General features: G+C 43.7%; 10 protein-coding genes. 7 read left to right on the top strand and 3 right to left on the bottom strand.

The genetic code is table 11. The annotated features are described in order from the left end of the window. Nucleotides 1-392: 392 nt before the first annotated feature. Nucleotides 393-725, bottom strand: a complete 333-nt coding sequence (petJ, locus tag RID53_RS28400) for a cytochrome c6 PetJ (protein ID WP_446391288.1) — start codon at nucleotides 723-725, stop codon at nucleotides 393-395. A 536-nt stretch (nucleotides 726-1261) separates the two neighbouring features. Here petJ and RID53_RS28405 point away from each other — a divergent pair. From RID53_RS28405 to RID53_RS28420, 4 genes are all read left to right on the top strand, one after another. After that, the gene (locus tag RID53_RS28405; protein WP_446391289.1) at nucleotides 1262-2722 is read left to right on the top strand and encodes a PAS domain-containing sensor histidine kinase; all 1461 of its coding nucleotides are present in this window, start codon (nucleotides 1262-1264) and stop codon (nucleotides 2720-2722) included. A 222-nt stretch (nucleotides 2723-2944) separates the two neighbouring features. Next, a complete protein-coding gene (locus RID53_RS28410) occupies nucleotides 2945-3961 on the top strand; it encodes a serine/threonine protein kinase (RefSeq protein WP_446391290.1) in 1017 nt (338 codons plus the stop codon). Between the two features lie 95 nt (nucleotides 3962-4056). Continuing rightward, nucleotides 4057-4272, top strand: coding sequence for a hypothetical protein (locus RID53_RS28415; protein ID WP_446391291.1), 216 nt, complete (start codon nucleotides 4057-4059; stop codon nucleotides 4270-4272). Beyond that, the gene (locus RID53_RS28420; RefSeq protein WP_446391292.1) at nucleotides 4269-4694 is read left to right on the top strand and encodes a PIN domain-containing protein; all 426 of its coding nucleotides are present in this window, start codon (nucleotides 4269-4271) and stop codon (nucleotides 4692-4694) included. The genes RID53_RS28415 and RID53_RS28420 overlap by 4 nt, the downstream gene beginning before the upstream one ends. A 356-nt stretch (nucleotides 4695-5050) precedes the next feature. Here RID53_RS28420 and RID53_RS28425 read toward each other — a convergent pair whose 3' ends face one another. Continuing rightward, entirely contained in the window at nucleotides 5051-7501 is a 2451-nt protein-coding gene (locus RID53_RS28425) for a response regulator (protein WP_446391293.1), read from the bottom strand. Between the two features lie 431 nt (nucleotides 7502-7932). Then, complete coding sequence (locus tag RID53_RS28430) at nucleotides 7933-11883, bottom strand: PAS domain S-box protein (protein ID WP_446391294.1); 3951 nt, start codon at nucleotides 11881-11883, stop codon at nucleotides 7933-7935. A 161-nt stretch (nucleotides 11884-12044) separates the two neighbouring features. Here RID53_RS28430 and RID53_RS28435 point away from each other — a divergent pair, with 161 nt between their 5' ends. The 3 genes from RID53_RS28435 (at nucleotide 12045) to RID53_RS28445 (ending at nucleotide 14143) form a co-directional block, all read left to right on the top strand. Beyond that, nucleotides 12045-12713 (top strand): histidine phosphatase family protein, encoded by a 669-nt coding sequence (locus tag RID53_RS28435; RefSeq protein ID WP_446391295.1) that lies wholly within the window; start codon nucleotides 12045-12047, stop codon nucleotides 12711-12713. 32 nt (nucleotides 12714-12745) lie between these two features. After that, the gene (locus RID53_RS28440; RefSeq protein ID WP_446391296.1) at nucleotides 12746-13054 is read left to right on the top strand and encodes a hypothetical protein; all 309 of its coding nucleotides are present in this window, start codon (nucleotides 12746-12748) and stop codon (nucleotides 13052-13054) included. Between the two features lie 537 nt (nucleotides 13055-13591). Beyond that, complete coding sequence (locus RID53_RS28445) at nucleotides 13592-14143, top strand: transposase (protein WP_446391297.1); 552 nt, start codon at nucleotides 13592-13594, stop codon at nucleotides 14141-14143. Nucleotides 14144-14415: the final 272 nt, after the last annotated feature.

Genomic DNA, 14415 nt, shown 5'->3' on the forward strand with positions numbered 1-14415 from the left:
AATAAGTCTTGTGGTGGGGAGAGGCAATAGGGAATAGGCAATGGGCAATGGTTTTAACATCTCGACTTCGCTCGATGTTGACCCTCTGTCGAGGTAAAATTTGGTGCTGTTGTCGGCGAAAATTCCAGGATGCAAGACGGTTATAGTGTAAAAACCTTGCACTTGTTGGGTCGAAAAATGGCTGGAAACCCTTATCTGGTCTACCTTACACGCTTATGCAGCAAGCCTTAACTAGAATTTGGTAAGTAGGGGCAGGCTTGACTATGATCATTGATCTTATGTTTCCTGACAACAGATGTGAATAAACCCGCCCTGCTCCCAAGAATTAACCTACCCCAAACAAGAATGTAGAGACGTAGCATGCTACGTCTCTACAGTGTGAGGGATCTGAATTACCAGCCCGTTTCAGCTTGCTCTAACACATAAGCGGCAACGTTTTCAATGTCGGAATCGCTTAAGCGTCCGCCAAAAGCAGGCATAGCTCCTTTTCCGTTTGTTACCTGGTAGACAATTGCATCCATGGAGTCCATGCCATACTTCTCTAAGGCATCTTTTTTCAGGGTCTTCTGTGCCATAACAATGTTGTTGCCCCCTATATGGCAAGCATTACAGTTAGCACTAAAGATTGTGGCACCCTTTGCGGTGTCAGCAGCGAGAGCCGGACGGCTGAATGCCAAACCAAACACGGCGACGGCGAGTAAAATGATGGACAGAATTTTCTTCAAAGTAGTTCTCCTCTTCTCAAAACAGACAGTAAGTATTATTGCTCAATTATCAATTGCAGCAATGTGGGACAGAATTGACCTAATCCATCAATCCGATGCTATAGGCATGATGCAATAGTGTCTGCCTTTCTACAAATTTTACCAGGATACGCGCCTAATCCAGAGTTTCGTGCCAAGTCAAATAGCCAAGACGCCGGGGAGTTGGGGGAGCTGGGGAAGCTGGGGAAGCCATGTAGAGACGTGCCATGGCGCGTCTGGAAGCGGGGGGAGAAAAAATTAAATTAGAGCTTGAACGATGAATCAGCAATCCGGAACATTGATTAACTTTTAAGGAAAGATTAAGTTTGAAAACGGTTTGTAATAAATCTCATACTTTTTGATACAAAACTCAAATTTACTCGATTTTTTTTACGATAAATACCGCCAATTAGTGAAGTAAATCACATCTTACTGATTGGAAAACACATAAAATATCCTCAAAGCGGTGGTTAATCCGTAAATCTAAATATATTTACTTAAGTAAAGGGAAACCTAAAATGACAGCAAAAAAGCTTCATCAGCAAGAGAGTTCCTATAATTATCAAACCAATGGACGAATGAATACAGAATTCAAAGACGCTGTAGGTATAGAGACTTTAGCGAATCTAGGGATTGGGCAGCAAAACTTTGTGAATAGGAATTTGGAGCGAACGCTTAAAGAATTATCTGATTTAGAATTTGCCTTAGATCGAGCCGCAATTGTGGCGCTTACCGATAAACAGGGCGTGATTCACTATGTCAATGATAAATTTTGCGAAATATCACAATATCGTCGAGAAGAGTTAATTGGCAAAACCCATCGCCTGATCAAATCGGGTCATCATCCGCCAGCATTTTTTAAAGAATTCTGGACGACGATCGCATCGGGCAAAGTCTGGAAAGGCGAAATCAAAAATAAAGCTAAAGACGGAACCTATTATTGGGTGGATACTACTGTTGTTCCTTTTTTAAATGAACAGGGAGAAATCTACCAATATTTAGCCATTCGCTTTGATATCACCGAGCGCAAGCAGGTAGAACAAGCCTTGCAACAATCGGAACTGAAGGCGCGACAACAAGCCCAACAACTCGAAGAGACATTGGAGAAGCTTAAACAAACCCAGAGTCAACTGATTCAAAGCGAAAAAATGTCCAGCGTGGGTCAACTGCTGGCTGGAATTGCCCACGAAATTAATAATCCGGTCAATTTTATTTACGGCAATCTGGTTCATACTCGTGAGTATGTTAATAGTGTGTTACAGGTTTTGGCGCTTTACCAGAAACATTGTCCCGTGGAAATACCTGAGATTGAAGCCGTTATCGAGGAAGAGGATATCGAGTTTATTGTTGAAGATTTACCCAAAATGGTATCGTCCATGCAAATCGGAGCCAACCGCATCCGAGATATTGTGCTGTCGTTGCGGAACTTCTCGCGTCTGGATGAGCAGCAGATGCAATCGGTTGATATTCATCAAGGGTTAGACAGTACCTTATTGATTCTGCACAATCGCTTAAAAGCTAAAGCTGAACGCCCGGAAATTCAGGTGATTAAAAATTATGGGGATCTGCCGCCTGTGATGTGTTATGGCAGTCAGCTTAATCAAGTGTTTATGAATCTGATTGCCAATGCGATTGACGCCTTTGACAATCAGCCTGAACCGCGACAAATTACGATTTCTACAGCCGTGCAAAGCGGAGAATATTGGCAGAATCAGGGGATACTTTCAGAGTGCGATCGCGCTTCTCAGACGCCGTGGGCGGTGATTACCATTGCTGATAATGGACCCGGAATGCCAAAAGCGACTCAGGATCACTTATTTGATCCCTTCTTTACCACTAAACCTACGGGGAAGGGGACAGGGTTAGGGTTATCCATCGCCCATAATATCGTCGTGGAAAAGCATCAGGGTCAAATCCGCTGTATGTCCCAGCCGGGAAAGGGAACCCAGTTTATCGTGGCGATTCCCTTGGTGCAGTAGGGATGGGAGTGATGAGGGAGATGAGGGAGATGGGGAAGCTTGTAGAGACGCGCCATGGCGCGTCTGGGAGCTGGGGGAACACCTCGACTGACCTCGACTTCGCTCGGTCACACGCTCGGTGTGTCAGATGGGGGAAACGAATGACGAATGACAAATGACGAATGACCAATAACGAATGACAAATCTGCCAAAATAGGAACAAAGGGTTTAAATGCACAGGCGATGGCGTGGACAATAGGGCAGAAACTACACAATGGTCAATACACCATTGAGAAAACATTAGGCAAGGCGGGTTTCAGTATTACCTACCTAGCGACAGACGCACAAGGAAACGAACTGGTCATCAAAACGCTGAATGAGGATCGACTCAAACGGCTAACTCCTTTACGTCGGGAAAGTCTCAAATGTAAGTTTGTCAATGAAGCGCGGCGGCTAGAAGGCTGTAAGCATCCTCATATCATCAAGGTGTACAAGACATTCGTTGAAGGACAGTTTTTTTGTCTAGCGATGGAGTACATTCGGGGAAAGAGTCTAGGGAACCTGTCTCAACGAGTGTTACCCGAAAAGGAAGCGTTGAGTTATATCCAGCAGATGGGGGAAGCGCTGATCGCTGCCCATCAGCAGGGATTGCTGCATCAGAATGTAAAACCTGCCAATATTATGGTGAGGGCGGGTCAATATCAGGCGGTACTGATTGATTTTGACCTGGGCGGAAAATTTGAGTATCCCTTAACTTTGGGATGGCAAGATGAAGTTTTTGCCCCGATTGAACTCAAGTCGAAGACGCGATCGCGCGGAACGTTTACAGATGTCTATTCTCTGGCGGCAACGCTGTATGTACTCTTAACCGGGAAGCTACCCCCCACCTCTAGCGATCGCCAAAAGGGTAAGGCGGATTTAATTCCCCCAAAACAGATTAATTCTCAAATTTCTAAGCGTGTCAATAAAGCGATTTTGGCGGGAATGAAACTTGAACCCGAAGCACGCCCCAAGTCGGTGCTGGATTGGTTGAAATTGTTGGGACTACAGCGAGAGGGTGTGATTTCTGGATTAGGCAAAAAACCCCGTTGGGCGATGGTTGTGGGGATTTTAGGGGTAGTTGGTGTCGTCGCTGGCGTGGTATCTGCCAGTCTTGGAGGAACAGGATTTTGGGATAATATTATTCCTGAATCTTCTCCAGATGTCAACTCCTCCACCTCATCCCCCTTATACTTAAAATCACCAGAAACCGAAGAATAACTGTGCGATCGCGCGATTGATCCTATGACCCCCTCTCCTTCTGAGTGGCATCAGAAGAGAGTTTATCATTAGTAAATTTGTGATGAGGTAAAGTTATGTTTGTTAAAGGGATTAAAAGAGGAAAAACCATTGAGTTATTAGAGGATGTGGATTTTCCAGATAACCAAGAGGTTTTAGTAGAAATTAAAGAGGTTAAGGATTTTTGGTCGGCGTTACAGGATTTTAGGCAAAGGGTAGATCTAGAAAGTCTTGATGATGATACGTTTGAAAATTTACGGGATAAGTCACCGGGACGAGAGGTGAATTTGTGAGCCTAAAATATTTATTAGATACAAATGTTCTGTCTGAGGCTAAACGACCCCGACCCAATCATAATGTAATGCAAAAGCTCAGGTTATATCAACGGGAAATAGCAACAGCTACTGTGGTTATCCATGAGTTACTATATGGGTGTTTTCGACTTCCTGTGTCTCAAAAACGACAAGATTTAGAAGATTATATAAATAATGTTATTTTAGCAAGACTACCTTTATTTGATTATGACTTAAAAGCGGCACAATATCACGCACAGGAAAGAGCGAGGTTATCTAAGGTAGGTAAAACCCCTGCTTTTGGTGATGGTCAAATAGCATCTATTGCGTTGACTAACGATTTGGTTTTAGTGACAAATAATGTTTCTGATTTTCAAGATTTTGATGGTCTGGAAGTAGAAAACTGGTTTGATTCTTGGTAAAAGGGATAAGCTGTCATGCATTTAAATTGGGTATTAGTAGCGAGCAAGATGCAAAGCCTGCGGCATGGCTTCGCTTAACGCACTACAAGGCTTTCGCCGTTATTGATATTAAGGTTTAAATGCCAAACAGCTTAATAGGACACGGCAATCCTTACCCCTACCACAGCTGAGGGATAATTGATTCGGTAGGGGTACGATACTATCGTACCCTGATCTAGCTTTAGTGCAATCCAATCTAAAACTCAAACAGATAGGAACAATTTATACCAAATCCGGGTTAGCTACCCCCGTTATAAACCAGTCCGCGCAGGCGGACTTTGTTTGTGTAGCAGCGATTTCAATCGCCTCCTCTTGCTTCAAGTTAAGGGAATTTCTAAGATAAACTCGGTTCCTTGATCCGGTACAGAAAAACACAGAATATTACCCTTATGTTTGCCCACGATAATCTGGTGGCTAATCGCTAACCCCAAACCGGTACCACGTCCCACAGGTTTAGTGGTAAAAAATGGGTCAAATATTTTTTCTTGTATCTCCTCACTCATACCGATTCCATTATCAGAAATCCGAATCACGACAACCTCCGGGGCAGCAGGAATAGCACTTGAAAACCCTTGACTCTCAATACTGCTCGGATAAGCTCTAAGTTTAATTTTTTCTCCCCCTGCTTCCCCTGCTTCCCCTGCTTCCCCTGCTTCCCCTGTTTCCCCTGCTTCCCCTGCTTCCTCTGCTTCCCCTGCTTCCTCTGCTTCCCCTGCTTCCTCTGCTTCCTCTGCTTCCCCTGCTTTCGTCTTACTTTGCCTGAGTTCGGTGCTAACTGTAATTGTGGGAACCAATCTTAATTTTAAATTGTGAAATTTGCTATCGGTTTGTAACGCATCAATCGCATTTTCAATCAACATCATAACGACTTGATTTAATTGACTGGCGTAACAGGTAAGCAAGGGAATTTGACTATACTCTTTAATCACTTTAATATTGGTTGCACGCAATCGGTGTTCCATCAAAACCAGCGTTGTATCAATCCCCTCATGAATATTCACGGATTTCAGTTCGGCTTCATCTAGCCCAGAAAATCGCCGCAGTGATTTAACAATCTGATGAATTCGATTCACACCAATGTTCATGGAGTGCATTAATTGGGGTAGATCCTCTTGTAAGAACTCTAATTCAATCTCTTCAATACAACTTTGAATCTCTGGATGATCCTCATTGTAAATAGTCTGGTAAAGTTGGACTAATTTAATTAAATAATCAAAATATTGACGAGCGATGGGAATATTCCCAGCAATAAACGTAGCTGGATTGTTAATTTCGTGGGCAACTCCAGCAACCATTTGTCCCAAACTTGACATTTTTTTGGATTGAATCAGTTGAGATTGCGTTTGTTGTAATTCCGATAGCGTCAGTTTCAATTCTCGTGCTTTTTGACGTTCTCGTGCTTCCGATTGTTGTAACTCTGCTTCAGCTTGCAGGCGTTCCAGTTCTACCCCAGCACGGGCGATAAATATTTGTAAAATCATCCGTTTTTCAACGGTTAACGGCATTGGTTTCTCGTCTAACACGGCTAAAAAACCGATGACATTGCCGTCAGAGTCTTTCAAAGGACTGCCAAAGTAACTGTGAGCATTAATTTCTTGTAAAAAGCGATCCTTAGGAAACAGTTGTTGCAAGTTTTTAGGATAGTGGCAAGCATTATCCAGCAACATATCTTCACAGGGGGTATTTTTCAAATCATACTCAATATTTTTATGCCAGGTTTCACCTGTCCAATAGGATAATGTGCGAACTCGCGTACCCGCAGGATTGGCAAATTTAGCAATTAATGCGTAACGAACTTGGAGAACTTCTGCTAAATAACACACACAAGAATGCAGGAATTTATCACCCGTTGTGGCGGCGGTTCCTTCTACAATTAATCGCAACGCTTCTTGTCGCCGTTTGCGTTCGGTCATATCCACGGAAATACCGAAGAGTTGAATCACTTTTCCTTGGTCATTGAGAATTGCTTCTCCTCTGGATTCAAGATGGCGAATTTGCCCATTGGGGCGGATAACTCGAAACTCGATATCGTAAGGTTGTCCTGAGGCGATCGCATCCTGGACGGTTTCTTCAAATAGGGGTTGATCATCCGGATGAATGCGTTGGATAATATCCTCGTAGGTAATCGCTGACGAATTGGGATCAAGTCCAAAGATACGATATTTTTCCCTTGACCAGGTAACCTGGCGGGTGCGGACATCAAATTCCCAACTCCCGATTTGGGCAATTCTTTGGGCTTGCAAGAGTGAGGCTTCACTTATACGCAGTTTGGCTTCAGCATTCTGGCGGTCTTGGATTTCCTGGCTTAACCGGGCATTTTCTTGCTTCAGTTGCCGTTGTAATCGTAAGATGTGTAACTGATGTTCGATTCGGGCTAAAACTTCTTGGGTTTCAATCGGTTTACTGATGTAGTCAGCCGCCCCAATCTCAAAGGCTTTGACTTTATCAAAGGTTTCCTTGAGGGCGCTGATAAAAATGATCGGAATGGCTTGAGTTTCCGGATTGGCTTTTAACTGTTGACAGACTTGATATCCATCCATGTCGGGCATTAAAATATCGAGTAAAATTAAATCAGGCTGCATAATATTCACAGACTGAAGTGTCTGTCGCCCATTCAGGGATACTCTGACGTTATATCCTTGTTCTGTTAAAACATTTCGTAATACACTTAAATTATCGGGAGAGTCATCAACGATTAAGATTGTTTCTTTGAGTTGGCTGTTTTGGGAAACTGGCGTCTTTGAACGCGACAATAAGTAGTTGGTCATTCGACTGATTGCTGGGTATCTAAATTTACTAGCTGATATACTATTATTTTTTGGTCAGTGTTCATTTATATTTTCTTAATTTATATTAACTCAATCGGACATCACACTCAACTAGACCGCAGATATTGGAGGAGATTGGCGCAAATCTTTGTCAAATCTTTACAAAGCAGCCCCTAGTGTGAAGATTCTGTAAATTTTTGTTAACTCCCCCCTTGTTGATAGAAGTAACCGTCTGGTAGATCCCCGACTTCTGAATCCAATTTATTTGGGATAATCAGGGTTTCAACAAAGAAGTCGGGGATCTGGAGTAGCGTAAGCTTATCTCAATTCTCCGATAGTCCCCCTGATCCCCCCGTCGCCCCTGCTTTTGGCGCTTAAGTTGACACGGATGAAGTCTTTGCCCCCCTACAGTTTCTGGGCGTGGGGTGAATCTAATTAATTTCGGTTAAGGTTAACAGCTTCTCCAACTCAAACCGATTCGTCAACTCAGTCAAGGCGTTAGCAAGGGATTCGTGAGGGGTGCGAATTTCCTCAATCAGACTCAGCATCAAATCAATATCACCCAATATTGTCGCTTGACGAAAAGCCTGTAACCAATCGGCGGGTAAGACAGCTAGAGAGTCTGGGGTTAAGGAATGGGCTGGGGTTTGGCTGAGTGGAGTTGATGCTGTTGTATCGTCATAAACATAGTTCACACCCAAATGCTGGTGAATCGCGTCAAAAATCTCCACATCCCGGAAGGGTTTGCGGATAAATCCATCACACCCCATGGAGAGGACAATTGCCTTCTCGGAATCGAAACTGCTAGCGGTAACGGCAATAATCGCCGTGGCTTGACCTTGAGTGGTGGCTTTAATCTGTTGGGTGGCTTCATACCCATCCATAATCGGCATCCGCATATCCATAAAGATGAGATGAGGTTGCCAATTCTGCCAAATCGCGATCGCGTCTTTCCCATTCGTCGCTTCTTGGAGGAGAAATCCCAGGGGATTGAGGAGTTGGATCAACAGTTTGCGGTTATCCACGCGATCGTCAACAATCAATATTCGATAACAGGGTTGGTTCGGTTCTAAAGCAATAATACGCCGTTTCGGTTTTAAGGTAGGAACTTGGCTGGCGTCTGCTAATTTAACCCTAATCTCAAACCTAAAAACTGTACCTTGTCCCACTTGAGACGCCACTGTCAGATCACCGCCCATGAGTCGGACAAATTCACGACTAATCGATAACCCTAACCCCGTTCCTTCCTGATGCTGCTTCCCGGTTTGACTTTGAATAAACGAATCAAAGATATCCTCTAATTCCTCCGCCGCCATTCCCGCCCCTGTATCTTCAATTTCAAACTGGAGGGTGATCTCATCGGGTTCCTTGGTGGTGGGAGTTTCTCTGGTATCAGTAACCCTTGAAACTCTCACCGATATCGCCCCTGAATGGGTAAATTTAAAGGCATTCGCGAGTAAATTAATCAAAACTTGGCGCAGTTTTACTGCATCATTTTGCACATATTCAGGAAGCTGACTGGAATAATCAAAGAGTAGCTGTAATCCTTTTTCCCTTGCCTTGATTCGGAACAGGATTTCCACATCCTGTAATAAGGCATACAGGTCAAAAACGGTTTCATTTAGGGTGATCCGTCCGGCTTCAATTTTGGATAAATCTAACACCTGGTTAATCAGCGTCAGCAGATGTTCGCTATTGCGGTAAATAATCTCAACATTCTCTTGATAGTCAGCCGGAAACGTACTGCTGCGCTGCATCAATTGAGTAAACCCCATAATCGCGTTCAAGGGGGTTCGCAATTCGTGACTCATATTCGCCAGGAACGTACTTTTCGCCCGGTTCGCTGTTTCAGCCGCGTCTTTGGCTTCTGTTAACGCCAGTTCGATTTGTTTGCGATCGGTAATATCTTCAGCAATCCCGACAAAGCGGTAAGTCTTTTGATGAGGAACCGGGAACGAACGGGCGCGAATCCACCGGATTTCTCCATTGGGTCGAGTAATCCGATAGAGGTGATCAAACTCAGTCGCATCCTGTAATTGTCGTTCCATCGCAGCAACCGTTGACGGATAGTCCTCTGGGAAAACCGAGTCTAACCAAGAACGAGGATTATCATATAAACTTTGGCGAGTTCTCTGCCAAATTTGTTCGTAGGCGGGGTTAATATAGAGCATTTCTCCGGTGTGGGAGAGAATAAAGAAAACATCTTGGATGTTTTCTGCCAGTTGACGGAATTTTTCTTCACTCTCTCGTAATTGTTCCTCGATCAATTTGCGATCGCTAATATCCTGTACCGTGCCAAACAGTTGAACCACCTGTCCCGATGAATTGAACATGGCTTCTCCCTTGCCCAAAACATACCGCATTGAACCATCACTCAGGAAAATTCGCATTTCATGTTCGTAGGATTTTCCTTCGGTAATGGCTTGTTCAACATAATGCTGAAATAGGGCAACATCATCGGGATGGATTTGTTGCACAAGCTGTTCGTAGCTAGGTTCAACTTGGCTAGGATCACGTCCGTAAATACGGAAAATCTCATCCGACCAAACAATTTTATGACTGTTTATATCAAATGACCAATTGCCTAAATGAGCGAGGCGTTGAGCTTCATTGAGTTCTACTGTTCGTTCGCGAACTTGAGCCGCTAAAGTCTGGTTATAGTCGGCTAAAATCTGCTCCGTTTGCTTACGTTTCGTGATATCGAAAAATGTGGCGATCGCGGCAACAATAGTTCCGGTTTCATTCCTGATTGGGGTGCCATAGACTTCTAGGGGAATCCTGCGATCGGGTAAGCGAATTTCCATATCATCAACTTTCACTTTTTCACCCTGAAATGCCCGAACCAGAGGCGTTTGTTCGACAGGATACAATTCTTCGCTTTCCGCCTGATAAACGTGAAACGTTTCTGATAAGTCGGCGGTTGTCGCTTCCGGTAAGGTTTCGATTCCCAAGAGTTGCTTTGATGTCTGGTTGGCGTAGATAATTTGTCCGCTAATATCATGAACGGATATACCAACCGGAATCGCTTCTAGAATTTGGTTCAGGCGGCTTTCACTCTCAGTTAATGCTGTATTTAGAGTCTGAAGTTCAGTAAACGAGGTTTGCAGTTGACTTGCCATCTGAGCAAAGGAGTTTGCTAATTCTCCGACTTCATCGTGGCGCTGAATCACAACCGATTGTTCCCATTCTCCTTGAGCAAGTTTTTTGGCAGATTGGTTTAATTTAAGTAGAGGTTGAGTCACCCAACGGGCAGTGATAATACCCAATCCGGTGGCAATAATGAGAGTGGCAATACAAAGGATAATTGTCGTGCGAGTATTCGCATAAATTTGCGTCATAAAGTCCGACTCTGGCACAACAGAGACAATCAACCAATCCAAGCCATAGTCATCTTGATAGGGTTCAACGTGAACAAAATGGCGTTGGGATTGCCTTTGGGTGGAATCCTCGTCGAAAAAGGTAAAATCGACGTGTTGAATTGATGCCAGATTATCCTCTTGATTGAGTAATGCTTGCATCGTCATCCGCGTTAACCGATTGCTACTTTCAGTGGCTTTGAGTCGGATTAGTTGTTTGCCCTGAATATTTTTGACAAAAGCCTTTTCTTCCGTTGAGGTTGCGACCACATCCCCCGAATGTTCTATAATGAATACCTGTCCAGAGGTAGAAATATCTAATTTTTCCAAAAAATAACTAATCAAAGAGATCACAAAAATTCCATCAAAAATTCCCTGAAATTCATTATCTTTATAAACCGGAACAGACAGATTTATTGCCGCATTCTCTGTACCGACAAAGGGGTAAATTTTTGTCCAACTTAGTGTATTTTGCTGAATCGTTTCTTGATACCAGGGTCGTTTTCGGGGGTCCCAGTTGGGTAGAGTGTCATAGAGCCGAATAACTTCACCCGCTTCATCAAGTAGAAAATAATTTCGCGATCCTGGAGCAGTTCCTTTTAACTCAGCTTTCAGATATGAACCTTTCGGAAAAACAAAACCAAACTTATCCTCTCCCACCGCAATATACGCTCCTGAGGGACTCGTATAACTCAATCCAGTCGGAGCATCAGATACCTGCATTTGCCGCCAGAGTCGCCTGTAAACTTGATCAATATCGGTTGGATCTAAATCCCCTTGTTCAACCGCTAATCGATTTAAGGTAACAAATTGATGAGGTTGCTGCAAATAACTGTTGACGCAATCGCTGACTCGTTCGGCAGTTTCTTCAACTAATTGATTTGCCAGATCTTCAACGGCGTTTTGTCCACTGCGATAGGACAAATATCCAACTAATCCCACAGCGGTAATAATTTGTAAAATGAAGGGAACAATTAGAACCGTTCTCAGAGAAACTGGGCGGATTTTTTTGATAATGTCTCGCATAATTCGTCGTTACGTCGAGTATCTTATGGTGTATTACTTTTGTGTAAGACATTTACCTAAATGGTAAACAGTAGTATTGCGCTGATCCGCTAAACTGATATACATTAAAATGGGGTGTTCCCCGTTTCCTGTTGCCGATTGCCTCAAAGGACAAATAACGCATGACAAATGACAAAATTCTCAGTTGGCAAGACATACGCAACCACCTCAAGCACCCTTTGATCTTAGCAACTCCGGTAACTTTACACATAGTCCGTCATGCCCAAAGCACCGTCAATGCCGAAAAGCGAATTGCGGGTTCTAAAGATGTAGACTTAACGCCGCAAGGTGAAGCACAAGCCAGGGTATTAGGAACTAAACTTGATCCAGAGTACAGTTTAGCCTTTGCATCTGGATTAAAACGCGCCTATAAAACGTTAGATATTGCTATAACTAGCGGCAATATTAGCGTGGGCAGTATCCACAAAGATAAGCGACTAAATGAACGGAATTTGGGCGTATTAGAAGGTGGCAAACTCCGATTTATTCCCGAATATGCGGCTGGTGATTTAAACTATGCCCCCGAAAATGGCGAAAGTTATGCCCAATTAGCTCAACGAATTTTCTCGTTTTTGATTGATCTGGCGCGGTTTACGCAAATGAGTGAGGTGAATAATATTTTGATTTGTAGTCACATCGGTTCAATCCGAATTCTGGTTAGCATCATCACGGAAAATACCAGTTCGGTGGATGTATTGGGTCAGAGATTTGGTAATACTGAGTTGATCAAACTAGAATGGCATCGTTTAATTATCCCAGAATTTATAGAGAAAGGTGGAATTTTTAAATAAATGAACATATAGGGGCGGGTTTAGGGACAAAATTGACGGGAAAACCAATAAAATTCATACAAAACCCGCTTTGCGTCACCAATAACATTCGATTAATGGATGCGATCGCGTGGAATATTTCGTGGTTTGGCGGTGGGGATAGGGCGGGTTTCGTTGTTTTGTTGGGGGTGTGTATCATCATTGAATCCCTAAACCCGCCCCTACATGATTGGGGTGATTGGCGTGCGATCGCGTGGAATATTTCGTGGTTTGGTGGTGGGGATAGGGCGGGTTTCGTTGTTTTGTGGGGGGTGTTGTCTGATGATTTAATCCCTAAACCCGCCCCTACAGGATGGGGATGATTGGTGTGCGATCGCGTGGAATATTTCGTGGTTTGGTGGTGGGGATAGGGCGGGTTTCGTTGTTTTGTGGGGGGTGTTGTCTGATGATTTAATCCCTAAACCCGCCCCTACATGATGGGGAGGATTGGCGTGCGATCGCGTGGAATATTAGGATAGATTTCGTGGTTTGGTGGTGGGGATAGGGCGGGTTTCGTTGTTTGGTTGGGGGTGTGTATCATGATTGAATCCCTAAACCCGCCCCTACAGGATCGGGATGATTGGCGTGCGATCGCATGGAATATTAGGATAGGTTTGGTGGTTTGGCGGTGGGGATAGGGCGGGTTTCGTTGTTTTGTTTGGGGTGTTGTCTGATAATTTAATCCCTAAACCCGCCCCTACATAATTGGGATGATTGGCGTGCGATCGCGTGAAATATTTCGTGGTTTGGTGGTGGGGATAGGGCGGGTTTTGTTGTATTGTTTGAGGTGTGTCTGATCATTAAATTCCTAAACCCGCCCCTACACGTTTTGTCAAAGGAAAACCTCGTGCGATCTGATCATGAAATACAATCCGGATCAACATCATCGACGTTCAATCCGCCTGAAAGATTATGATTATACACAACCGGGATTTTATTTTATTACCATTTGTACTTGGCAACGCCAAACCCTGTTAGGTGAAATCATCGATAGTCAAATGCAGTTAAGCGATTCCGGCAAATTTGTCTATTTACATTGGAAAAATTTGCTTCACTATCATCCTCATCTAAAATTAGATGAATTTGTGATCATGCCCAATCATCTCCATGGCATTTTGATATTGACAGCAGATACTACTGATCAAAAATACCATGGCTTGCCAGAGATTATCAGAGGATTCAAAACCTTTTCAGCACGCCGCATTAATAAAAATCGTCGCCAGAGGGGTGTTCGCGTGTGGCAACGTGGCTATTATGAACATATTATCCGCAATGAACAAGCATTAACCGCGATTCGTGAATACATTGTGAATAATCCCATAGCCTGGGAAGAGGACGAATTGCACCCTAGTGGTTCTCAAGAATGGGATGGAACCATTAAAAATTTAGCCTTGCATAAGAATCGAAGATAAATCTAATGTAGGGGCGGGTTTAGGGACAAAATTGACAGGAAAACCAATAATATTCATACAAAACCCGCCCTGCGTCACGAATAAGATTAGATTAATCTGTAGGGGCGGGTTTAGGAACAAAATTGACGAGAAAACCAATAACCTTCATACAAAACCCGCCCTGCGTCACCAATAAGATTCGATTAATCTGTAGGGGCGGGTTTAGGAACAAAATTGACGAGAAAACCAATAACCTTCATACAAAACCCGCCCTGCGTCACCGCAAACATTCG

The sequence above is a fragment of the Coleofasciculus sp. B1-GNL1-01 genome, assembly GCF_040220235.1.
Classification (GTDB): domain Bacteria; phylum Cyanobacteriota; class Cyanobacteriia; order Cyanobacteriales; family Coleofasciculaceae; genus Coleofasciculus.